We start from the raw sequence: 23,581 nt of genomic DNA on the forward strand, positions 1-23,581 counted from the left end.
ATGGCTACCCACATTGATGCAGAAAAGATCGAACACGAGTTACAGCAGCGGCTCAGCAACCGGATGGACTCTGTACGGGAGCTGGTCAAGTCGAGGCAGAAAGTGGCCGACGCACGCGACGCCCTTGACGCGGCCGAAGACGAAGACGCGCGCCGCTACCAGGCAGCACTCACCGCCGGGTGGACCGCCGATGAACTGCGCTCGGCCGGCCTAAGCGAGCCGGAGAAGAAGCTGCGCGTACGCAAGCGCGCGACACGTCGCAGCACGCCGACGCTGGAGGCATCGGAACAGACCGAGCAGCCGCAGCACCACGGATAGCCTCTCGCCCACATGTGCACAGCAAAAGCTCTATCCTTCGGGCTTTTCCTGCACACATGATGGACGACAGGAACCAGCTGACCGCCTGCACACAACCGCCAGGTCACCACGCCCGGGAACCTCACCCAACGCAACCGGCGGATGTGCACAGCCTCCCGAGACCCCCCTCCCATCCTGTAATCGTCGCTGCTCCAAGTGATCCGTCAAGGGCGCTGCGCGTCACTACGTGATGTGCCTTCGGCCCCACCCGTGACCGCTCACTCTCCGCAGACATCTCGGCCTCTATTGGGATGGGGGAAGAACGGAGCGGAACACAAAAAGAGGCCCTTTTCGGGGGGCCTCTTGCTGCCACTGAGTGCGTGGCACATGCAACTAGTCGCGTCGCATCCCTGAGAGCGAGACCAAGCGATCACAGAACGCCGCCTTAGACCACAAATCCACAGTCCGACTGGCGTTGGTTACCAACATTCGTGGAGCCCGCCAGCGGCTTCATAAGCCGTGATCGTGACATTGCAGGAAGGGCATCGGGTCGACTGAATGACACGTTCACATCGGCAGTCACCGCAGCCTGGACACTTAGGCTCCTTACAGTCCGAGCACCATTCACTGTCGACGTCCGCGCAGTAGTCCTCGACGGCGCATCCGTTTCGCCCGCACAAGTACCAAGCTGGCACGACGTTTCCCATCCCGAATCGTTCGATCGGCGTCAAGGCAACAAAAACGTACATGCCGGTGTAGTCGAGCACAGCTTCGACTTTCATGTCATGCAGTTCCCGGCCGCGTTGGTACACGAGCCCCTCGGTGAAGTTTCGCCGGGTTAACCCCACTCCCGTTTCGGCGGCCAGGCGGGCGAACCCGGGCTGAATCATGTCGCGCTTGGGCGGATACTGTCCATACGTCGAGGTCGCCAGTTGGACTCTGCCGTCCAAATCGGCAACGGCGAGTATCCATTTCGCCTGGTGCATCAAGACGGAGGCCACGTGCTTGAGGGCCGCGGAACGGGAAGCCTCCGAGCTCTCGTGAAGGCCTGCCATGACTAGCGCAGGAGACTGCACAAATGGGTCCGTCTCCTCCGTCACCGCCGATCGAAGTAGGACCTCTGCCGCCAACTGATCAGAGACTTGTTCCTCGACCTTGCGCCTTTGAAGGGGATGCAAGTCATCCATTAGGACGAAGGCCCACTCCGCGTGGTGCTGCTGGAAGTGGTGGCCCAGCTCGTGCAGGAGCGTGAAATTGTTGCGTCGCGGGCTGGCGGGGTGGATGTAGATCGTGGATGTTGCCCGATCGTAGTAACCGCCGCCACATGACCCATGAGGGAGGGTGTCCTGCACCTCGACGGTCACGGTGGGCATCTCTTCGATGGCCGCCCGCGGGTCATCCCGGAGTAGTGCGAAGTTGAGGTTCTCCGCTTCGCTCAGAAGAGCTTGGGCGATGCCAACGTAATCAGCGGCCTTCAGCATCCCGCCCCAGTCTGTCATTTCGCCCCATTCGACCCAACTGCTGCTGTCCGCCGGATGGCGTCCCGGAGCTTCTGGTCTGCCAATGCATCGCTGTCCTGACGTGCAGCGAGCCCGTATGCGCTCCTCGCCACTTCTGACCGGATGATCTCTTCACTCTCCTGACGCTGACTGCAGGCCGCTTCCACCTCTCCCTTATAGGAGGGCAGCGCCAGCATGTCCCACCACCGCAAGGCAGGACTTTGGCGGGTAATCCCTTCAGCGTCAACGCCGTAGTGCTTAAGCAACATCTCGGTTAAGTGGGTTGGGAGCTCCTGCTCAGCATCCCAATAGGTGCGGGTTTCAGCAGGCGTCAAATGAAGCAGGTTGCCGATTTCCCGGGCGCTGCCGCCGAGTTCCCTAATCTTTGCCTGATCAAGGAAGACTGCCTCGTGGTCTGAGCGCCCGATATGGAAGCACAGTTCCGTCCAGTGCTGAGTCATCTCTCTTGAGGATTCTTCCCAGCGCGCGTTACCAGTGGGATCGGCTGCGAACGGCATGCCGGGGTCCTCGCCCTCATCCAGGCAAGCAGCAATCCGGCGTATCTCCCGGACGTCCAGCAGGTGTCCGAGTGGTCTTTCCAGAAGGTGAAGGCCTAGTCCAGTCTCCCGTGTCGGCCAGACTGTCACGGTGACGCCAAGGCCGCTTTCCAAGAGTATGCCGGGCGCGAACGATTGTTCACCGGGCAGGGTTACAGGCCAGCCCAGGAAGAAACCGTCCTTGAGTGAAGCGACCATTACATGGCCCAGGAGTTCACCGTCCCAGGCCAGGGTCCACAAGTCTCCGGCTCGAACCGTGTAGTCTCCGGTTCCGGCAAGCCAGAGTTGTGCTGAGTCGTCGTTTAGGCCCTCAGGGGCTGTCGTTGATTTGTTCATCGTCAGGTACCCCCTTCAGAGCGGACGAAATTGCTAACTTACTCTCTGCCGTCAATTATGTCGATTCCGATAGAGGGCAAGCACCTGGCTCTTCTCAGGGTCGGTCAGTTCGCCTCTGAACTCGCAGGCCTGTGTTCCGGTCTTTTCCCGCAAAACGTCATGCAGCCACCGCAAGGACCAATGCCCCGCCTTATCCAACCCCAACGCGGGCTGGACGGGGCTGAAGATGTCGCCCTGCTCTGGTCTGCCATCGGTGGACGATCGCGCCATCGCCTTCCAAGTGTCAGACTCGGGTGGGCGCTTGGCAACGCAGGCCATGGGACGGGAGGGCTTGGAAAGCGTCCACGGTGCCGTCGTTGTCCTTCGGTAGACGTAATAAACGTCGCCGTTCTCGGGGGTACTGTCAGGCATGAGTTCAATCTTAGGGTGCAGCTGTGACAGCGCATTTGGAGATCGGAGCCTGTTGCTTGAAGGTCAATTTTCTGCCTTGTCCTTGAATCGACGCGTCGGCGTCCCTGACCTCGGTGCACCATGGGTCATCCAGCGCTCCAGCTGGGCAACATCATCCGCTGCCAGTGAGTCGATTTCCCCCCTCGCTCATCGGACAGATAGGCGGCAAGCGGCATGGTTCCTCCCCAACGGAATTGGCTCTCGGATTGGACAATACCTCTGGTAGCCGGGCACAAGGGCCGGACACGTCATTCCACGATTGATCAGCAACGCAGACCAACGTCCCCGGCGGCGCACCCGACCTCTCAAATCACACCATCGGGAGATGGCTTCCTCATCAACAACGACAAGGCCCCGTTATCGGGTTCGTGCACGAGCAGCAAACAACGCCTTCCCTTCAGTTTTCGGGGTCAGTTGCGGTTCAGCCCGAACTGCCTGCTAAGAAGCGCACGCTTGTAGTGAGCCTCGGCTGCGTCGATCTCCATTGTTGAAGCGCCGGGGCTGAAGACGCGCAGGATGCTGAACTGGAAATGGTTCCGGTGGGACATGTCCAGATCATCGAGGCTGCGCAGTGCGACGTTGCCGCCGTGGCCGGTCTTCGCGTATGCACTCCAGCGCCCCAGGATCCGTTCGCTGCCGTCAGCCTTCCCCACGTAAAGCTGTCCCGTTTTCGTGTCGGCGATCAGGTAGATTCCCTGGACCGCTTTGAGCACCGTCCGCCAGCTTTCATAGCGGGAGTCCTCAATGACCGATTGCAGCTCGCTGAACGAGAGGATCAAGTTATCGAAGCCCGGAAAGGCCAGGGCCTGGGCGTCGGCGATCTCTGTGACACGGAAGCCGGCACCCAACTCCCCTCGCTTCGCCCAGTTGACTGGGTCATTGGACCAATTGATGACCAGCCGATTTTGGAAGGTGGCCAGGCACAAGGATGGCACCAGGTCGTAGAAGCGCCGCGTCTCGGTTCGTTCGGCCGGAGCTTCGCCTTTGTTCTCGTAGGCGTTGAGGAACCTGCAGCGGTTACCTCCGACGGCGATGAAGTTCAGCCAGATGAGTGGTGGAGTCTCGGGGAATTTAGAGCTATTGACCCCTTGTTCGCGAACGTATGCCATGATCTTTGCTGGTGTGAGATCGTCGGGTCCGGTCAACCCTGTCTTCGTATAGGTGTGACGAAGCAGCAGCACCTGTCTCGGATCGACCCCGGCCGCCTCGAGAATGTTGCCGAGAGTGAGGTGGCCCTCGAAGGTCCCTGAGGAGTGCGGTTGTGCAGTAGTTGTTTCCATCTGTCCCTCCCTGTCTTTCGTTAAATTGGCTATCCCGGCCGAAAGGGGACCACGAATCCAAGGCACCTACTCCGTTCGGAGCTGTTACGACCCAACTTTGAAGGCCCAACGCGTTCAATTCATCGAAGCCAATCTGCCGTTCGGGAGTGGAGAGAAGCCTGGTTGCGAATCACAGCGATATTTGTCATCTCGATGGTGAGTCTGGCGCGGCGCGCTGAACGGCCCGGTAGACCGTGGAGCGCGCGACACCAAAGAGTTCCGCGATCTCGCTCGTCGTGTGCGCTCCCTCTCGTTGGAGGCTGACCAGATGGCTCTCTTGGGCTTTCGAGAGCTTTGGCTTCTTACCCCGGAGCCGGCCCTTGGCCTTTGCCACCGCCATTCCCTCCCGAGTCCTGGCCCGGATAAGGTCAGCTTCGAACTCGGCAACCATGCCCAAGACGTTGAACAGCAGCTTACCCACCGGATCATGGGGGTCGTAGATACTGCCACCAAGGTTCAAGGCCACACCTTTACGAGTTAGCTCGTCAGCGATGTCCCTGGCATCAGGCAGGGAACGCGCAAGACGGTCGAGTTTGCTCACCACCAGAGTGTCCCCGTTCCGGCACGCGGCCAAGGCTTTGCCCAGCCCGGGCCGTTCACGCTTAGTTCCGGTGAATCCGTGGTCGACGTAGATCGCATCTGGATCCACACCGGCGGCAGCGAGAGCTGTCCGTTGCGTGGTGAGGTCCTGGGTGTTGGTGGAGACACGGGCGTATCCGATTAGCATGTCCCTGAGTGTAGCGTTCAGGGCACCTTCACCGGGCAGTTTTACGGGCGGGTCTTACGGGAATCCGAAAACGCCGGAATCACGCACCTTACTGAGAGTGCCTCTGGATCCGAGAAGGCGGCCGGTGGAGGACCGGCTAACGGACATCCTCCCCCGCGCCTAATTCCCCATGACAACGATCCCAACTGCATCCCGAACGACGCTTAGCCCACATACAGACCCGCTTCTCCGGCCGGTTGGCCGCACGCGTCTCGTAAACCTCTAGATTCCGGAGCAACCTTTTATTCGTCTGGGGGTCCCGACCACAAGTCGAATAGGTTTCGAACATTGACATGCACTCTATACAAATGCATACTGTGCATACGAGGAAAGAGGAAGAACGATGGCTCGACTGAACATTTATCTGCAGGACGCGCTGGCGACTTCGGTCAAGACTGCGGAGCTGAACGCATCCGAGATCTGCCAACAGGCACTCCGCGAAGCGTTGGAGGCCAAAGGCCAAGGGGTCGGCATCAAGATAGAGTCGCTGCGCGCTGCACTGCGCCTCCAGCGCACGACCCCCAAGGGACATCGGGCCGTGGGCGCCGACGAAGGTGCTCGTTGGGCAAGAGAGGCCGCGACCGTCAAGGAGCTCCAGGACATGGACGAACTGATCGTGGAGCAGCTCGAGGCAGAAGCCGGTGAAGATCCGATGTACGAGGTGCGATGGGCGGATGACGCGAGCGGAACGCAAAGCTACCTCGACGTCGGTAAAGAATTCGAAACTCTCGGCCCGTGGCTGCTCAAGAACGGGTCTGAGGACGTCGCCTACCAGGATCTTTCCGGCAAAGGGCGCGACTTGGGGCTTGATGCAACCGAATACCTAGTGGGATTCGTCGACGCCGCAAGGCGGGTCTGGCACGAACTGAAGCCCTTGGTTGAGGAGGACCAAGCGGTTCTACGCCGGCAGCTCGTCATCCTCAGCGGGATGGAGCACGGCATGCTGGCCAGCGACAGCCTCACAGCGTCGAACCCGCCGGGCACCGCCTCACAGTCCGCCGGCGAAGAGGCAGGCGGCTGACTCGGAAATGCAACGAGGGGCCCGCGTCAACGGGCCCCTCGCGCCAGGATCCGCACGTACGCACGGTCCCACCACTCCCAAGCGTACGGGATGGACCTGGCTCTCACCCACCCACCGGCGCACATGCGCCGTCGACAGAGAGAGCCAAATAGATGTTCGACCAGACCCACGAGCCCGCCCCCACCTGGCACCTGACCTACCACGCGCGCAAGCGAGCCGCGGAACGCGGCATCGCCGACGCCGAACTGCTCAGAGCCCTGAACCAGCCCGACGTGACCTACGAGCAGAGCGACTACGGCCCCAACCGCCAGATGCGCCAACGCGACGGCATCGGTGTCGTTGTCGACCAATCCACCGGTGCCATCATCACCGCCGTGTTCCGGAGCCAGAACTATTGGCTCGCCCAGAAGGCGAGGTACCACGCATGATCACGCCAGCCGCGTCGGAGCTTTCCCAGGAATGGGTGACCAAGACCGAGCTGATGACCTACGTCCGTTGCCCCTACACGTACTCGCTCCTGCACCGCGGCGAGCTCGACCCGGCAGACCTCTTCGACGACTTCATCCTTGACCTCATCGCTCAGGGCCAGGAATTCCATGACCGGGTCGACGCAATGGCCCCCACCATCGAGCTCACATCCGTCGAAGAGCTCGACGAACTGCTCGCCCAGGGCACGATCATCTTGCATCCACCCCTCCTCTTCAATGTGGAGCTCAAGATCTACGGGATGCCCGACGGCATAGACCCGCAGGGCGGAGCCCTGTGGCCCATCGAATACAAGTCCCACAAGGACGTCCAGCCCCACGACGAGATCGAGCTGGCCTTCTACTGGCTGCTCCTGGCACCGCGCCGCACCAAGGGAACTGATGACCCCAGAGGCCTCATGGTGCTTCGCCGCGACGGTGAACCTTACCCTGTCGAAGTTGCCATCCCACCGCACCGGATCGCACAGGTGACGAGCTACCTCGCCTTAGTCCGCCAAGCCCGAATCACACCGATGGAGCCCCGCTTGTGCAGATGCCATGTCTGCACCGGCGTTCGTCGGGACGAGGTCCTGCAGAGCGTGACCGCCCGCCGACACGTAAGCCTGCTGTTCGGCGTCGGCCGCGAGTACGAAAAGGCTCTCTCAGACCTCGGGGTGCACGACTACCTCGACCTGCTCGAATGGGATCCAGGCGCTCTCGCCGCAGCTCTCCGCCAGGCTGGACTGCGGCGCTGCTCCCCTTCGATGGCAGAGCGCTGGCAGCACCATGCCCGCGCGTACCGTGAAGGCTCTGCCCAGTTCTTCGGGGCCCCGCCGCCCGTCGGAGACGGGTTCATCGTGCTCGACCTCGAGTACCTGACGCAGCCGTTCGGGGAGCGTGTCTGGCTGGCCGGCACCGTCGTGGCGAAAGGCTTCGGCCCCCCGTTGGTCCACCAGTTGTGGGCCGACGACACCGATGCGGACGAACAAAGTCTTCTCGAAGACCTCGGACGTCTTCTCGACACGCACCCCCAGCTGCCGATCGTGACTTGGGCAGGCCGCGGGGCCGACCTCCCGGCGACACGCAGGGCCGCCGGGAGGCTCGGGACCAAGGATCCGCTCGCCGGCCGGAACCACTGCGACCTGTACGTGTGGGCTCAAAGGAGCTTCCGGCTTCCGGCATCCGGTCTCGGGTTGAAAGGACTGGCCGAATACTTCGCCTTCCCGCGCAACTCCAATGTCACCGGCGGGATGGAAGCGCAAGGCCTGTACCTCAGGATGAGAGACGAATCCGGCAGGTCAAGACAGGACACAAAGCAGCAGCTCTTGGATTACAACCGCGACGATCTGGACTCCACCCTCGCCCTGACGCGGGAACTGAAAGCATTGGCTTCGCCGCAGGAGAACCGCTGAGCCGTGGGCCCCCTGTTCCCGCGCGCCACACATCGCTGACAGAACGACGCCACATAGCGCCCACAATTACATCCGGGAGGCCGGAATCACGCGCCTTAAGAAGAGCGCTCATGAATACGGGCCGACGGCCGGTGGAGGACCGGCTAACGGACAGTTCATGGCGGACTCGCCGTCGGCCGTGATCCCGGGAGTTCTGCCAAAGTAAGGGGAGGGGTCGGGCCCTTCTCCCGACGACAAGCGATGGCTAGGATAAGCATCGGTTATGCGGCCCAAGGCTGCGACGAGACGAACAAGCGGAGGCTTGACCGTGAACGTTAGTCGAATTGAGTGCCCTGACTGCAAGCGCGTTGGCGAGGTGACCATGCAGTGGACACGACCGGGTGTAGCTTCAGGTCCCATCATGGAAGGCCTCGACCCCGAGAACTGCCACGGGTGCCGTGCGGCCCTCGCTGAGCACGGATACGCGACCGTGAGGATCTGGCAGAACGGCGACGGAACGGGCGTGATCACGACAGTTTAAAGACTGGAGCCTCCGCAGGACTTCGCGAGCGGCTCGATGAGGTGTCTTCCGTTGGATTCATACCCCAGTGTGGCTGTGAAGTGCTTCGTTATCACGGACTGAATCGAGGCCTTTCGACGCCCTACGGACGCCCCTGGCTCCGGGTCTCCAGGGTGACAAGAAGGGTACTCAACATTTGGTTTGACGGAGAGACGATGTCCGATGGTCAGTGCAAATGAGCAGCTCAGATATGCGCCCGTGCCCGACCCCTATGTACAGGGACGGAAGGTCGTCGGGCTCGATACGTGGGTGTGGCGACGCTTGGCGTCGGCCGCTCGGCGACGTGATCAGATCGAGCTGGAGGCACTCGAGGCGCTGCAGGACGCCGTCGACAACGAATCCATCGTTGCGCTGCTGTAGACCTGCTCACGCCTGCGGACGAAGATGCAAATTAGATCCGCCAAGCGCTCTTTGATCGCCTTCGACGATGTGCCAGTGAAAATTCGGTTGGGCATGCTTACCGCCGTCAGCTTCGTGGCGTCCGGTTGAGGATCCCCTTGCGGGCTGCCGGGCGACAAATAGCGCTGCGAAAAGACCGCCATTTATCGCTGCAAGTCACAGTCAGGAGGCTTGGACGGTGCGCTGTGGTCCGCGCACGAAAACGAACGATTCCGTGCAAAGGCTGCCGGATCGAGCCATCCCTGAAACTAAGTCGGACCCTTGGTGTCAGTTTCAGAAGTCGATTGCACAGATGATCGAAGTCGGCTTCACAGCAGCCCGATGAGGATCCCTCAGTGCGAGATGCTAGGCATCTTCGATGGTGCCCGATGCGTTGGCCCGGGCAACAGGAGGACGGGCTGGCAGTAGTGCCGAATCCAGCGAAGGGAATACGGGAGCACTGCGAACGAGAACTCATCACGCTGAAAGACCGACTCACAGGAGGGCTAGTTCGGCAGTCGTCTGTTTGGGTCAGAATGCCGTGATCTCTGTCGCGATCGGAATGTGGAGCTGCGTGGCGATGGGCGTATAGAGGTCAATGTCTTGCTCACGCGTCCTTAGGGAGACAACCAGGGAGTAGCGGACAGGAAGGTCGAGGCGATCTTTTCGGCCGTTTCTTTTCCACCATCCGCCTACTGGGTAGACCGCGATAGAGTTGCATGCCGCAAGTTCTTGCCCCGATCCTTCCCAGATGTCCTGATGGAGCGAACCGAGATTCCGTTGGTCGGGGCCGACCAGCCACCGGTCTGAACCACTTGACGTTTTGCTGGCGTAGTCTTCGTCCGCAGCCTCGCGGTTGACCCGCGCGATGAACTGCTGTTGACTCTCCACGGAGTTTTGCAGCTCGAAGCGCAGACTATGCGAAGGGTATGAGTACTTTTGCCGCCATCCTCGTTTCGATGCCGACGGCTCGATGTAATACGACAGGGTGACTTTGAGGGTGACATCACCGGCTCCGATCTCGCTGAGAACCTCCGCCGGCCACGGTAGGGAGTGCAGGCGGAATCGGCGCATCTTGTAGTCCGGACCATCAAACGGGACGAACTGATCCTGGGAGACCAGAGTGACGGCCTGCTGCGAAGATCGCAGAACTGCATCTTCGGTCGGGACTCCCCACCCGTAGCGACGTAGAAGTGAGATCTGTTCCTTCTTCTTGCCTTGTTTGGCGTCGATCTCGGCTCGCATCGCAGAGGTCCACTCTGCAGCATGAACTAGCACCGCTCGCACTGTTTCAGGCCAGTAGTCCGGATAGTGGCTCATGGTGAGCGCGGCAAGTCGTGAAGCCTGGGCCGTGGCCGCGCTCGTGGCGTTGGCTGAGGTCAACGCAGAGTCGTTACTCATGCCTGTTGTTCGAAGGGTTAGGAGCGGGAGGTGGTCTTCAAACATGGAACCGCCATCGGTCAGAAGGTTCCCGCCTTCCATACAGATGTCAGGCTTGATCGGCCATTTGGGACCAAAAAGAAGTGACGTTCGGCTGTGGGGCGATAGCTGCCCGTTGTCGGCAACGGCGTGCCAACCCTTGTACTGCGGATGCGTGGGCAGAACGGTCAGCTCGGTGTAGGCGCCGACGGTAAGTGCATTCCAGGCCTGAGCAGGGTCATCGATAACAGCGGTGTCCGACTCGGCGAGATGGTCATGCTGATAGCTGTCCACGTTCCCGGCGGCGACCACGATCAAGCGAGCGGCTTCAGGATCCGGAGTTGAAATGAGCCTTAATTCGTCGCCGTCACGAATGACATCGGCACCTGCTGCCAGTGCATCAACGGACGCTGACCACAGTGTGGGCTCTCCGGGTCGGTCTGGGTTCGTGGAAACCGGGAGGCAGAACACTCGTGGCCGCTGAACAGTAGCCTCGGGCAGAGTCACGGCTTGAATGGTGACTGTGCCGTAGTCCTTGGGGTCAGTGTCGGGCTCATGCTTGCCAGGTAGCATGCGCACGGACTCCAGACGGTGAAGGAGCTGGACTTTTCCCCTGCCGCTCAGGAGATCATCCAGTCCGCCGTAAAGAGCGAGGCCCGCCATAGACGTGCCGTGACCGTCGACGTCGAATCCAGACGTACCAATAACGTCGTGAAGGTCTGACTCGGCCAGCGACCCAGCCAACAGAACATGAGTACGGGCTACGCCAGTATCGAGATGACATACTGCGGGCGCATCGTCGGCCGCTGGGATTACCCGCAGGGCCAAATCGTGGACATATTCGTTCTGCTCGTCGTGGGTAAGGTCTTGAACGGTGTCTATGAACTCTGGCTTGCGGACTTCGGCCAAGGGAACGCTGGTGAACGGGAGGATTTCAAGGTCCTCCCATGTTGCTTCAACCCAGGTGACGATCCGATCGTTGAACACCAGCACCCGATCAAGCATGCGCAGGTGGTACACCTCAGCGAATGCCCGCAAAGTCTCTTCCGCTGAATCGGCGGGATCGAGCCAGAGTTCCCACCAGTGACGGCCGCGTTTTGGAGGTTCCCCGACTGATTGCCAGAGATCATCGAGAACCGCGCGTCGAATTCTCGAGATGTTCGCAATCAAGGCACGATTCACAGGGTTACCTTCAGGGGTCTCCCAGTTCTCCTCTTTCCCTACCGTGCTGGTCTTGGTGAGGTAGTCCTCGAACAACTTCAGGAACGCTCCACGATATGCGTCCGCCACCCACACAACGGCACGCTCGGGTAGGTTATCGGTGGCCGGCTGAACTGACATCAACAACCACTTCGGCACCTTCGGCTGTTTGGTATGCCTAGACCGCTGCTCGAGCGAGTCGAGCTTCAGCGGGTATGCCGAATCGGCTCCTTCGAGCGTGATGAAAGTGCCCAGAGCATGCAGTTCGTCTGCGGACGCGCTGATCATTCCACGTTGCTCACCGACGTCCGAGAACACGTTTTCCACTTGGTCTCGTAGCGCGAGCCCGTGTGTACGCCACTCAACGGGGCGAATCTTTGCATTGCCGCCGGAACGTCTGTGAAAGTCTTCATTCTCGACACGATCGATGACCAGCAGGTGCGTCAGGCGGCGGAGCTCATCAGCCAATGCTTGCCGCCCGGCGAGTTTGAAGGGCTGCGGTGAGGTCTTCGGTCAAAACCTGCACTTCCCCGCGCATGATTACTGCTTTTGCTGCCGCCTCGGCCGCCTTAACCAGGTCGGCGTGGCTAAGACCTTCCGCGTGCTTGGAAATACTCTGCCATCGGATTCCCTTACCCAGTGTTCCGAGACGCCCTCGTACCACTGCGCCAGCCTGCTTCGGATCAGGCAAGTCGTAGGTGAGGACCGCGTCGAACCGGCGGAACAGTGCCTTGTCCAAGATCGACCTGTGGTTGGTGGCGGCGATCACGATGCTGTCTGGGCTGGAATGTTCCAAGAACACCAGGAACGAATTCAGGATACGGCGGGCTTCACCCACATCGTTGCCGGCCCGATCGGCGCCTAGCGCATCGAACTCATCAAACAGGTACACACCCCGTCGCTCGGCGACGCCGTCGAACACGACCCGAAGTTTCGAAGCCGTCTCGCCCATAAACTTGCTCATCAAACTGTCGAGTCGAAGTGTGAACAGCGGTAGTGCCAGTTCGTGGGCCAGCACGGCTGCCGTCATCGTCTTCCCAGTTCCCGGAGGGCCTTCGAGGAGGAGCCGGTGCGCCGGGGCGAAGCCATGGTCGTGTAAAGATTTACGTTGCCGCTGTTCTGCGAGAACTTGTTTGAGGCGGTCCTGCATCTCGGCCGGAACGACAAGGTCCCGCAGACTGACCTCCGGGTGCGATGCGGCCACGAGGTCGGCGAGATCGCCTCGCGGTTGGGCCAGTTTCGTGACATTACTGCGCGGGGTGACCTGCCGGGAGGCCTCTACTGCCTTCTTGATGTCGTCAGCGAGATGCTGATGACCTTGCCTAGCCTCGCGTGCGGCAACCTGGAGGGCGACGGCGTAGAACGATGAGTCATCGCCTAATCCGTGGCTTCGGACCAAGGCTGTGATGTGTTCACCTAGCCCAGCCATCGTCGCTCCTCCACCATTGAATCTTTCGTTTCCATCGTACGTTGCTGACAACCCGTGTCAGCTTAGTGCCGTCTGCATGGGCGTGAAGGTAAGGAAACGCACTTCCATGCGTTGGGAAACCGCGCCGAATGGCCACTAAGAGCTGATAGGCAAGCTTCGAGAATGGTGACAGTCTTAAGTGAGCGCTTGACTGGCCCGGGTCGACACATTAGCCATTGCGCCGCCGGGAGTAAGCATTCAACTTCAAGACCCGTATGGAATGCGCAGGGGTCTCCCTTCTCAGTCGCTGGCTCAACGACGCCGGACCTACCGAAACGCACTCCCTGGCTACCGCTTTCGCGGCGATCAGATGGTTACTGTCGTCCAGACTCCATGACGTTCCAGAACCTTGGAACTTCCTTGATTGGTTTCCGCTCCACGATCTACTGTGGCGCAGGTCCGGATCCTCACCCTTCGGCCACCGCTCGGCGAACCTGCTTGCTGAGCGGGTAAACCCGCTCCCCATGACCAGTAACCGCAACCACAACCAGCTTCATAGGATCAATATCCCCCTCCCGCACAGCCCGCTGGAGCTCCGATAAAGGTATGAACTGGCGTGCAGACGCACCGGGTTCCAGTGTTTCCGGGAAAGCCGTAGCTCCAGGGAGGGGTCGTGGGGGGTACAGACCGACTCCCTTTGGAATCCTGAGATGGAGAGAGTTGAGCACGGTCTTTCCTGTGCGGCCCACGTTGGTCGCCGTAAGAGAGACGTGCAGTTTGTTGTTTCCGCCGCCGACAAAGACCCCCACAGCGCTTACAACGGTTATGTGCGCATCGTCTCGAAATTTGAGCACGAGGGTCAGCGCGACAGAGGCGAGCGAAATCAAGATGGCTAGAGCGGGCAGAAGGCTTTGCCACCAGCTTTGGCCAACAAGTTCGACGTAAATGGGATCGGTAGGCGAGAGAAGTCCCGGAAATCCAGGCACCACATGGGCCAAGTAGCGGTGCGAATTCACTGCCAAATAGCTTTGCGATTAGACATCAGAGGGCTTCGCCTCCGGGGCGACCCGTTGCAGCAAGGCGTTGTGTACCTTCTCCAGGGTGCTGCTGCGTGCCTCGGAACTGGCAAGCTTCTTCTCCGCCTCCGCTGCCGCGCCGGCGGCAGCGCGTTCTGCTGCACGTGTGTCTTCCAGCTCAGTGCCTAGGGTGGCCAGCCGTTGCTCCAAAGCCTCCGCCGTGGACTGCAGGGCGGTGATGCGGACCTGATATTCGGCGGCCGCGGATTCCTTCTCTGCGGCAGCCTTGTCCAGGTCCGCCACCAGTTCGGCGATTTCCAAGTCTTTGTCCTTGCGTTCCTGCGCCCAGGCCGTCTCGACGGCGGCGTGCCGCTCGGAAGCCAGTGTGGAGGCGTCAGCCCAGCAGGCCGCGGCGAGCCGGGTGGCCTGTTCGAGCAGGGCCGGCGGCGTCGCTGCCACCTGTCCCCCGGCGGCGAGCTTCTCCTCTGACCATTCCTTCAGGTAGCGGGTAGCGTCCGCGTTGCTGACGCCGGCGGTAGCCCGGACCGTGGAGACGGTCGGGCGGCGCTCGGCGCTGATCTGCTCGGCGGCGGCAAACACGCGGTCTTTCACACTCGACGTCATGGCGGATTCTCCCAAAAAAGTAGTAGGAGTAGTAACGATACTACTCCTACTACTACTTTTCAAGCGCTTTAGAATGGCGGCCCGGAGTCCGGGCCGCTGCCCCAGCCGCCGGCGCCGCTGGTCTGTGGTGTGGCCCAGGGGTCTTCCTGCGGCGCGGCTTGGCCTGTCGGCCCGGTGTTGCCCTGCTTGCCGAACCCATCGGTTCCTTGTCCCCCCTGAGCGGTGCTGCGCTGGGTGCGGTTGATTTTCGCATTTGCATATCTGAGGGAGGGGCCGATCTCGTCGACTTCCAGCTCCATGACAGTCCGTTTTTCGCCTTCCTTGGTCTCGTAGGAGCGGGACTTCAATCGTCCGGAGACGATGACACGGGTGCCTTTGGTCAGGGACTCGGCCACGTTCTCTGCCGCTTCGCGCCAGACGGACGCCCGGAGAAACAGGGTCGCGCCGTCTTTCCATTCGTTGCTTTGCCGGTCAAAGGTCCGGGGCGTGGAGGCGATGGTGAAGTTTGCCACCGCGGATCCCGATGGGGGAAGCGCAGCTCGGGGTCGGAAGTGAGGTTCCCAATCACGGTAATAGTGGTTTCGCCTGACATGGTGTTGCCCTTTTCTCTCGGCTTAGAACAATGCGTTCAGTGGTTTGATATCGGGGATGTCGCCGTACTTTGGCCAGCCTGCGCCTTTCTCGACGGCGAGGAAGCGCTGGGTCAGGTCTCCGCTGATCGGCTTTCCTTCCTCGGCGTATTCGGGTTGGGAGTGGAAGGCGATTACTTCTGCGACAGTAACGCGTCCGTGTGCGGACCAGCCGGACCAGTTGCTCCGGTGTGGTTCCGTAGGGTCCGGCCGTCCTTGTGGTGGTTCAAGATGCCCGGTGATCTTGCTCGGGAAGCTGCTGTTTCGGGCCATGGCTCTATACCTCTGCCGTGGCGATTTGGCGTACTTCGCGGAATGAGTGGGTATGGCGTTCCAGCCACTGGTGCAGTTCTTCCTCCGTGGTGGCTGCCTTGATCTTGGTCGTGCCCTGGTGCGAGTCGTAGATAGCGAACCAGATAGTCATGATGTCCTCCAGCTTGGTGACCCGGCACCCGGTCTTGGTCCTCCGGGTGCCGGGTGGTCTTTAGTCGGCGGCGGGAATTCCAGCGGCGAGAAGGTCTTCCCAGAGGGCGGAACCTTCGATGTCTGTCCAGTCCGAATCTGCGTGTACGTCCGGGGTACTCTCCAGGTCTTCCCAGATTTCCAGTCCAGCCATGGATCCCTTGTGGTCGAGGATCAGCCTGGTTGCCCGTTCGTCGTTTGCCGGGGAGCGGTAGAGGGCTGCGACGTGGTGGTCGTCAATGTCGTGCAGCTCCGGCAGCTGGTCCGAACACACGAGGAAGGGGTTGGCTTTCAGCAGTGTTTCCGCGTGCTGGTCCCCGTAGATTCCTGAATCGATGGCTCGCCGGTCAAAGACCCGCGGCTCGACGTCGGTCACTTCGTGTTCGCGTCCGAAAGTCTTGGCGGTGGTCGTGGGAAGCATCCCGGAACCGTGCATGACGTCGATGTACTGGTGGAGTCGGGCAGTGGTGATGACGGGTGTTTCGTGGTGTGCCCGTACCCACGATTCCAAACCGTCGCGGCTGATGGTGACGTTGGCGCGGAGTTCGGAGGATTCGCGGACCGTGATGGTCACGTTCAGTGTGTCTGAGTCGGTGCTTTCGGCGCTGGGGCCGGCTGTCAGTGTGCGCTTCTTCATGATGTTCTCCTTGCGTAGGAAGGGGGTTCCGGCAGGTGCTGTGTCCGCAGCTTCTGCAGGTTGTTGGGGTTCCGGCTAAGCGACCAGCTGAGCCAGTTCCTCGATCTTGTCTGGCCGGAATCCGGACCAGTGGTCTTGATCGGTGACAACGACGGGAGCTTGCAGGTAGCCCAGTGCCTTGATCCGGGCGAGTGCTTCCGTGTCTGTGGAGATATCGATGGTCCGGTGAGCGATCTCCTTCTTGTCCAGGGCCCGCTCGGTGGCATCGCACTGCACGCATCCCGGCTTGGTGTAAACGGTGATCGTCATCGGTATCGGCTCCATCTCGTTGTCGATTCTGGTTTCGTCCGCCTGCTTACTTGATACTATTATGATATCACTCTGATACTACTTTGCCTAGTGTTGGCCGTTCTTTTGTTGCGAAAACAAAGGAGGGTGGGACCATTCCGGCCCCACCCTCCTTTGGCTATTCGCCGGCTTCGATGACTCCGACGTCGTACCCTCCCCAGGGGCTGCGTCCGGGGACGTGGCGGCCGCTCATGGGCGTCCTTGCCGTCCGTACGGGAGCGCCAGGGTATTGCCATTCCTTGGGGTAGTCTTCGGGGATTTTGAACTTGTATCCCCCGTTGGGTTTCATGGATGACGTGACGCATGGCAGGTCCTGCCAGCCGACCCAGCAGTGGTTGAGCATGTCTTCCACGGCGTGGTTTTCGTTCTGGTGGATTCCTCCCCACCAGTCGCAGTCGTGGCAGTACACGCGGTACGGGAGGTCTCCCAGGCACTGGCACTCCGGGTTGCGCCAGTGCTCATTGCAGCGGAGGTCTGCCCCGTAGGTGAAGGTGCGGTGCGCGGATCCGTCTGCCACGTTCCGGCCCGTCTGTACTTCATTCCATTGACGGCTCCAGTTGGAGACTCCCATCAACCCCTCGCTCTTGGCTCGGTATGCGTATGCCTCGTCCAGCTCATCAGGGTGGTAGTGACCCACGGTGAAGTGCAGCGGAGCCGTTGGCGGGGTTTCCAGTTCAAGTAGGGTTAGAAGGTCAAGCTGGCCGGTCAGTACATCTGTTGCGGTCATGGTCTGTTCTCCTTATTGCGTAGGGATGAGAGTCGCTTGGCAAGGGTGGGTTCTGTGTCCGCAGAGCCCACCCACTCCATATCTTGTTGATACTATAATGATATCATTTTGATATTACGCATACAAAGTACTTCCTTGTCTTTACGCGGGTTTTCCGGCACTGTCTTGCCGTGCATTGCGTGGCGTGGGTTTCGCGGTTGGTGTGTGGTGATTGACAGCCGCCCTGCAGCTTGTGGTTGTCACCGCCCGTGACCACGCTGGTAGCCCCCGAGCGCCTTGGAACCTACCCACGGGCTCACGGTGCCATCGCTCCGGAACTCCGCCCCGCACACCAAACGTGTGTCGTCCCGGCTGAAAAGAACCCGACCACGACGGCCGGCTACCCGGCAGCGCTTCGGCTTGGACCATGGGGAACCGGTCCGATCTTTGCGCGCTTGTCGGACCCTGGCTTCACACTGGAAGGAGGCCATGCGGTATCGGTAGTTTGCGGAGTGGCTTTTGAACGAATAGCTCTCCGAAGTCGACGGAGTCAGCGCTACTCGTCATTATCCGAGCCCTGGCTCGATGCGGGTTGACTCTCTCGCGGAGAGCGGCCGCGGCCCCCGCCATGGGAACAGCATTCCACGGCGAGAAAATAGGCCCGCAGGGGGTGTGCCGCATGGGCCCCGCCCCCCCCTCACCGGTTATGCCGAGGCCGCGGTTATTCCGATATCGGAATAACACCGGGCTGTGTTACGGACGATTGAGGTTGCTTCGCATGCTGTGGAGGGTCCGCCCGGCATTGATTCCCGCGATCGCGTGCATGCGGCCGTCGTCGCTGAAGAACGCGGTCGTGTGGCTGCCTGCCGGTTCAAGGTCGGTCGACTCTTGCCTGCTGTGAGGAAGCAACGCTCCGAAGGCAGCGATTGATGTGCGATATAGCTGGAGTGCGAAACCGGTCGTGGGGACGTATGGTCCCGGATCGGGGGCATCGTAGTGGTCGTGCAGGAAGGCCCTTGCGGCGTGAGCGCCTTGCGCGGCTGCGGCGTCCCAGTGGTCGATACGGTAGCCGACACCGGCCAGGCTCCGATGAACGGCGACGGCCCCGGCGGCGTATCCGTGCTCGATGGTCTCAGCGCGCAGCCGATCATCAACGACGATTCCGCCTCCGGTCGGGTTGCCGATCCAGTCCGTCGACGGGACTGTGCCGTGCGCGACAATCACTATCTCGCTGGTCAGAGTCGTCTGGTCATCGAGCAGGACGGTCACTGTGTGCGAATTGCCCGATACCTTGATGATCTCGCGTCCGAAGTGGGTTCTGACGTGTTTGTGGTGCAGCTCGGTGATGCTTTGTCCAATGTCCTGGCCGACGGCTCCGGTCAGCGGGGTTATGTCCCGCGAGACGAGGTCGACGTTGACTCCGATGTCGGTCAGGTAGCTGGCCGTTTCGGCACCGATGAAGCCGGCACCGAGGATCGTCACGCTGATCTGCTCCGGCGTTCCGGTGCTGAGCCGGTCGCGGATGCGTGTTGCGTCTTCGGTGGTGTGGATGGTGAACACGCGCCCCCGGAGTCCCTCAGTATGGACGACCGTCTGGCGCGGTTTGGCGCCAGTGGCGATGATGACCGCGCCGTAGGTTAGGCCGCCGCCCTGGTCGAGTCGGACAGCGCGCCGGTCCGCGTCCAGCGCAACCGCACGGTCTGCCACGACGTTGATGCCCAGGCCGTCCAGGGTGGGGAGGGCAATCTGCTCCGGGGTCAGCAGCCCCTGGAGGACGGCCTTGTTGACCAGGGTGCGGTTGTAGGGGCCCTGGTGGTCGGCGTGCACCACAGTGATTGAGCCTTGGTAGCCCTCCTGGCGCAGTGTCGTCGCTGCGCTGTGTCCGGCGGCTCCGGCCCCGATGATGGCGATGCCTGTCTCAGTCATGTCTGCCTCGATTCGTTGATGTCCACATTTGACGGGAATACCCCATGGGGGTATATCATTGAGCATACCAGTACCCCCTATGGGTATATTTCGAACCCTTTGAGGAGAATTTGATGACAACGAGCGAATACCAGGTGACCGGAATGACCTGCGGTCATTGCGAGCTGTCGATCCGGGAAGAGGTCGGCCAGATGGCAGGTGTCCAGTTGATTGAGGTGAGCGCCAAGACCGGCAAGCTTGTCGTGACCAGCCAGGCCGGGCTGGACGACGCAGCAGTCCTCGCGGCCGTCGACGACGCCGGCTACGCGGCGGTGCGTGTCCCGTGAAGGTCCCCCTAAAGCTCGGCCTCTTTGGAGTGGGACTGGCGGCATTATTCACGGCCTCGTTTGCTACCGCAGGCGCAGTGGTCCCCGCAGCGACGGTGGCGGCCTGGTCACAGTCAACGGAAGGTCATGTCATGGACAGCAGCGACTCACAGCCGGCAGCGTCAGTGAAGGGCTTGTCGATGGAGCAGGACGGGTTCATCCTGGCGGATGTCTCCTCCCCCGGCGCGGCAGGTCAGGAGGGAACACTCTCGTTCACGATCTCCGACGCCGGAGGAAAGCCGGTGACCGACTTCGAGACCTCCCACGACAAGAAACTCCACCTGATCGTGGTGCGCACGGACGGGACCCAGTTCCGCCACGTACATCCCACCATGGATGCCCATGGCGTATGGTCACTGCCCTGGAAATGGAACGCCGCCGGCAGCTACCGGGTCTATGCGGACATCGTCCCGGCAGCAACGGGACAGAACATCACCCTGACCCGCACGGTCCAGGCGGCCGGAGAATTCACCCCCGCCGCGCCGGCTCCGGTATCCGCCACGGACACGGTCGACGGCTACACCGTGGACCTCACCGGCACGCTGAGCGCCAGCGAACACGCCATGCTCAAGGTCACCGTGAGCCGTGACGGGAAACCGGTCACCACACTGCAGCCGTACCTGGGTTCCTATGGACACCTTGTCGCCCTGCGCGAAGGGGACCTGGCCTACCTGCACGTCCACCCCGAGGGCGCCGAACCCCTCCCCGGCGTCGTCTCCGGCCCGGACGTGGAATTCATGACCGAGGCCCCGACCCCGGGCCGCTACCTGCTCTACCTGGACTTCCAGGTCGACGGACAGGTCCACACGGCCGAATTTGTCCTCAACGCCACCGGAACCACGGCCGCTCAGCCCGCCGCTCCGGGCAAGTCCGCCGTGCCCGCCGAATCCGCGGATCCGGGCGGGTCTGCCGGACATTCCGGCCACTGACCACCACAGACGCCGCGCACCTGGCCCAACAAGTGATCAGGAAGCGCACCACTCAAGGAGGACCCATGTCTGCACCATCGGCCCAGCCGCAAACGCTGGGCAACATCATCGAACTTGAGATCGGAGGGATGACCTGCGCCTCCTGCGCGATGCGGATCGAGAAGAAACTGAACAAGCTCGACGGCGTGATCGCGACCGTGAACTACGCCACTGAAAAGGCGAAGATCACCACCCCCGCCGGGCTGGACCCGCTGGCCCTGATCGCCGAGGTCGAAAAGACCGGTTACACGGCGGCGCTCCCCACGCCAAAAGGGGCCCAGCGGGCGAACGACGATGCGGAGCAGCCCGACACGGAGCTGACATCGCTGCGGAACAGGCTGATCGCTTCCATCGTGCTGTCCGTGCCGGTCATCGCGATGGCCATGACCCCGGCGCTGCAGTTCAACTACTGGCAGTGGGCGTCCCTGACGCTGGCCGCTCCCGTGATCGTGTGGGCGGCCTGGCCGTTCCACAAGGCCGCGTGGACCAACCTGCGCCACGGCGCGGCCACGATGGACACGCTGGTCTCGGTCGGCACGTCCGCTGCGTTGCTGTGGTCACTCTTCGCACTGTTCTTCGGAACCGCCGGAGCGCCGGGCATGACCCACGGGTTCTCCTTCACGATCAGCCCCTCGGACGGGGCCGGGAACATCTACCTGGAAGTCGCCGCCGGAGTGACCATGTTCATCTTGGCCGGCCGTTACTTCGAGAAGCGGTCCAAGCGCCAGGCAGGGGCCGCCCTGCGGGCCCTGCTGGGGCTGGGGGCCAAGGAAGTCGCGGTGCTCCGGGACGGGGTCGAAACCCGGATCCCCGTTGAGCAGCTCTCGGTGGGCGACGAGTTCGTCATCCGCCCGGGAGAAAAGATCGCCACGGACGGGGTGATCGTCTCGGGCACCTCGGCGGTGGATGCGAGCATGCTCACCGGCGAGTCAATCCCGGTCGAAGTCGGCGAGGGCGACGCCGTGACCGGCGCGACCGTCAACGCCGGCGGGCGCCTGGTCGTGCGCGCCACCCGGATCGGCTCGGACACCCAGCTGGCACAAATGGCAAGGCTCGTCGAAGACGCCCAGTCGGGCAAGGCCGAGGTCCAGCGCCTTGCCGACAAGGTCTCCGGGATTTTCGTGCCGATCGTCATCGCAGTGGCTGTCGTGGTGCTGGGTGCCTGGATCGGTGCCGGTTTCCCGCTCAGCGCCGCGTTCACGGCCGCCGTCGCGGTCCTCATCATCGCCTGCCCCTGCGCCCTCGGGCTCGCAACGCCGACCGCGCTACTGGTCGGCACCGGACGGGGCGCCCAGCTGGGCATCCTGATCAAGGGCCCGGAAATACTCGAGTCCACCCGCAAGGTCGACACGATCGTGCTCGACAAAACCGGAACCGTCACCACCGGCAAGATGACCCTGCTCGACGTGTTCACCGCCGACGGAACCTCCCGCGAGGACGTCCTGAGGCTGGCCGGCGCATTGGAGGACGCCTCCGAACACCCGATCGCCCAGGCCATCGCCAAGGGCGCAACCCAGCAGATCGGATCGCTTCCGGTACCGGAGTCGTTTACGAACGTCGAAGGCAAGGGCGTCCAGGGCACCGTCGAGGGCCATGCCGTGCTCGTCGGGCGCGAGAGCCTGCTGGCGGACTGGTCCCTGAACCTTCCCGGCACGCTCGCCCTCGCAAAGGCCACCGCGGAATCCCAAGGCAAGACCGCAGTCACGGTCGCCTGGGATGGTGAGGCCCGCGCAGTGCTGGTCGTCGCCGACGCGGTCAAGGCCACCAGCGCCGAGGCGATCGCCCAACTCAAAGCGCTCGGACTGACCCCGGTGCTCCTGACCGGAGACAACCGGGCAGTCGCCGAGCAGGTCGCGGCCGAGGTCGGAATCACCGAGGTCATTGCCGAAGTGATGCCCAAAGACAAGGTCGACGTCGTCACCCGCCTGCAGTCCGAAGGGAAAATCGTGGCGATGGTCGGCGACGGCGTCAACGACGCCGCGGCCCTCGCCCAGGCCGACCTTGGCCTGGCGATGGGCACCGGGACGGACGTCGCGATCGAAGCCGCAGACATCACCCTGGTGCGCGGGGACCTCCGCTCCGCCGCCGATGCCATCCGTCTCTCCCGCAAGACCCTGGGCACCATCAAGACAAACCTGTTCTGGGCCTTCGCCTACAACGTCGCAGCCATTCCGCTGGCCGCGTTCGGACTGCTGAACCCGATGCTCGCCGGAGCCGCCATGGCGTTCTCCAGCGTATTCGTGGTCAGCAACAGCCTTCGCCTGCGGTCCTTCAAGTCCACGGCGAAGACCACGGCGCCCATTACAGCACCGCACACTCCCGTGCGGCAGCTGCAGAGCGTCTGACCATCCCCCACCCAAAGAAGGAACAATTATGTGCTAAAAACCGCGCACCGCAACACAGCCCGCCCGTGACTGACAGCGGGGACCTCCCCGGGTGTCCAGTCCTTTGAAATATACCCCCTAGGGGTATATTGTAGTCATTAGTCTCCTCAGCTCATCCGAGCGCTCCCCGTTCCCCCGAAAGGAACCCCTCCCATGAGCAACAGCTGTTGCAGCACCACCGCCACCGAAACCGACAAGGCCCTCGCCGCCGCCATGCCCGCGTCGGCCGAGAACCTCCTCGGCGCCGGCAGCGAGGACCTCGCCGAGTGCCCCGTCATGACCGGAAGCCAGGTCGTCAAGGCCGACGCCGAATCCGCAGGCCTCTTCCGCGATTACGAGGGCAACCGCTACTGGTTCTGCTGCGCAGGCTGCGGACCCCTGTTCGACGCCGACCCGGCTAAGTACGCCACAGCCGCCTGAGCATCTCGGGG

At 61.9% G+C, this 23,581-nt stretch carries 21 protein-coding genes and 1 pseudogene; 8 read left to right on the top strand and 14 right to left on the bottom strand.

Annotation, left to right across the window (positions count from 1 at the left end; all coding sequences use genetic code 11):
- A complete protein-coding gene (locus K789_RS0108715; RefSeq protein WP_024366422.1) occupies positions 1-318 on the top strand; it encodes a hypothetical protein in 318 nt (105 codons plus the stop codon).
- A 458-nt stretch (positions 319-776) separates the two neighbouring features.
- On the opposite strand, the gene K789_RS0108720 is transcribed toward K789_RS0108715, so the two are convergent.
- From K789_RS0108720 to K789_RS0108740, 4 genes are all read right to left on the bottom strand, one after another.
- The gene (locus K789_RS0108720; protein WP_024366423.1) at positions 777-1,796 is read right to left on the bottom strand and encodes an ImmA/IrrE family metallo-endopeptidase; all 1,020 of its coding nucleotides are present in this window, start codon (positions 1,794-1,796) and stop codon (positions 777-779) included.
- Positions 1,793-2,689, bottom strand: coding sequence for a hypothetical protein (locus K789_RS0108725; protein ID WP_128081588.1), 897 nt, complete (start codon positions 2,687-2,689; stop codon positions 1,793-1,795). The genes K789_RS0108720 and K789_RS0108725 overlap by 4 nt, the downstream gene beginning before the upstream one ends.
- An 860-nt stretch (positions 2,690-3,549) precedes the next feature.
- On the bottom strand, positions 3,550-4,419 hold the full coding sequence (locus K789_RS0108735; protein WP_024366426.1) for a GIY-YIG nuclease family protein: 870 nt from the start codon (positions 4,417-4,419) through the stop codon (positions 3,550-3,552).
- Positions 4,420-4,603: 184 nt separating this feature from the next.
- Positions 4,604-5,185 (bottom strand): recombinase family protein, encoded by a 582-nt coding sequence (locus K789_RS0108740; protein ID WP_024366427.1) that lies wholly within the window; start codon positions 5,183-5,185, stop codon positions 4,604-4,606.
- 382 nt (positions 5,186-5,567) lie between these two features.
- Here K789_RS0108740 and K789_RS0108745 point away from each other — a divergent pair, with 382 nt between their 5' ends.
- From K789_RS0108745 to K789_RS0108755, 3 genes are all read left to right on the top strand, one after another.
- Entirely contained in the window at positions 5,568-6,245 is a 678-nt protein-coding gene (locus K789_RS0108745) for a hypothetical protein (protein ID WP_024366428.1), read from the top strand.
- 152 nt (positions 6,246-6,397) lie between these two features.
- Positions 6,398-6,673, top strand: a complete 276-nt coding sequence (locus tag K789_RS0108750) for a DUF4258 domain-containing protein (protein WP_024366429.1) — start codon at positions 6,398-6,400, stop codon at positions 6,671-6,673.
- Positions 6,670-8,121, top strand: a complete 1,452-nt coding sequence (locus K789_RS0108755; RefSeq protein ID WP_024366430.1) for a ribonuclease H-like domain-containing protein — start codon at positions 6,670-6,672, stop codon at positions 8,119-8,121. Before K789_RS0108750 ends, K789_RS0108755 begins: the two co-directional genes overlap by 4 nt.
- 1,468 nt (positions 8,122-9,589) lie before the next feature.
- Here K789_RS0108755 and K789_RS0108765 read toward each other — a convergent pair.
- The 10 genes and pseudogenes from K789_RS0108765 to K789_RS24010 all read right to left on the bottom strand — a co-directional run bounded on the left by K789_RS0108765 (position 9,590) and on the right by K789_RS24010 (position 19,433).
- Positions 9,590-12,145 (bottom strand): S8 family peptidase, encoded by a 2,556-nt coding sequence (locus tag K789_RS0108765; RefSeq protein WP_024366432.1) that lies wholly within the window; start codon positions 12,143-12,145, stop codon positions 9,590-9,592.
- The gene (locus K789_RS0108770) at positions 12,138-13,106 is read right to left on the bottom strand and encodes an AAA family ATPase (RefSeq protein WP_024366433.1); all 969 of its coding nucleotides are present in this window, start codon (positions 13,104-13,106) and stop codon (positions 12,138-12,140) included. Before K789_RS0108770 ends, K789_RS0108765 begins: the two co-directional genes overlap by 8 nt.
- 1,013 nt (positions 13,107-14,119) lie before the next feature.
- Positions 14,120-14,725 carry a DNA-binding protein gene (locus K789_RS0108775; protein WP_024366434.1) on the bottom strand — a complete coding sequence of 202 codons (606 nt, stop codon included), beginning with the start codon at positions 14,723-14,725 and terminating at the stop codon, positions 14,120-14,122.
- A 68-nt stretch (positions 14,726-14,793) separates the two neighbouring features.
- Positions 14,794-15,317 (bottom strand): annotated as a pseudogene (locus K789_RS22690) (single-stranded DNA-binding protein).
- Positions 15,318-15,339: 22 nt separating this feature from the next.
- Positions 15,340-15,627, bottom strand: a complete 288-nt coding sequence (locus K789_RS0108785) for a hypothetical protein (RefSeq protein ID WP_024366435.1) — start codon at positions 15,625-15,627, stop codon at positions 15,340-15,342.
- 4 nt (positions 15,628-15,631) lie between these two features.
- Positions 15,632-15,778, bottom strand: a complete 147-nt coding sequence (locus tag K789_RS25410; RefSeq protein WP_157835680.1) for a hypothetical protein — start codon at positions 15,776-15,778, stop codon at positions 15,632-15,634.
- A gap of 60 nt (positions 15,779-15,838) precedes the next feature.
- Positions 15,839-16,453: a hypothetical protein gene (locus K789_RS0108795; protein ID WP_024366436.1), complete on the bottom strand. Its 615-nt coding sequence runs from the start codon at positions 16,451-16,453 to the stop codon at positions 15,839-15,841.
- A gap of 75 nt (positions 16,454-16,528) precedes the next feature.
- Complete coding sequence (gene nrdH, locus K789_RS0108800) at positions 16,529-16,762, bottom strand: glutaredoxin-like protein NrdH (protein WP_024366437.1); 234 nt, start codon at positions 16,760-16,762, stop codon at positions 16,529-16,531.
- 157 nt (positions 16,763-16,919) lie between these two features.
- On the bottom strand, positions 16,920-17,528 hold the full coding sequence (locus K789_RS0108805) for a DUF6349 family protein (protein ID WP_024366438.1): 609 nt from the start codon (positions 17,526-17,528) through the stop codon (positions 16,920-16,922).
- Positions 17,529-18,260: 732 nt separating this feature from the next.
- Entirely contained in the window at positions 18,261-19,433 is a 1,173-nt protein-coding gene (locus K789_RS24010; protein WP_024366439.1) for an FAD-dependent oxidoreductase, read from the bottom strand.
- A 113-nt stretch (positions 19,434-19,546) separates the two neighbouring features.
- Between K789_RS24010 and K789_RS0108815 the strand changes: the two genes are divergently transcribed.
- The 4 genes from K789_RS0108815 (at position 19,547) to K789_RS0108830 (ending at position 23,570) form a co-directional block, all read left to right on the top strand.
- On the top strand, positions 19,547-19,759 hold the full coding sequence (locus tag K789_RS0108815; RefSeq protein WP_024366440.1) for a heavy-metal-associated domain-containing protein: 213 nt from the start codon (positions 19,547-19,549) through the stop codon (positions 19,757-19,759).
- A gap of 131 nt (positions 19,760-19,890) precedes the next feature.
- Complete coding sequence (locus K789_RS0108820) at positions 19,891-20,727, top strand: heavy-metal-associated domain-containing protein (RefSeq protein ID WP_202805071.1); 837 nt, start codon at positions 19,891-19,893, stop codon at positions 20,725-20,727.
- 65 nt (positions 20,728-20,792) lie between these two features.
- Positions 20,793-23,111 (top strand): heavy metal translocating P-type ATPase, encoded by a 2,319-nt coding sequence (locus K789_RS0108825; protein WP_024366442.1) that lies wholly within the window; start codon positions 20,793-20,795, stop codon positions 23,109-23,111.
- Between the two features lie 252 nt (positions 23,112-23,363).
- On the top strand, positions 23,364-23,570 hold the full coding sequence (locus tag K789_RS0108830) for a YHS domain-containing protein (RefSeq protein WP_237739560.1): 207 nt from the start codon (positions 23,364-23,366) through the stop codon (positions 23,568-23,570).
- The last annotated feature ends 11 nt before the right edge of the window (positions 23,571-23,581 follow it).

It is taken from the genome of Arthrobacter sp. TB 26, from assembly GCF_000427315.1.
Taxonomy (GTDB): Bacteria; Actinomycetota; Actinomycetes; order Actinomycetales; family Micrococcaceae; genus Arthrobacter.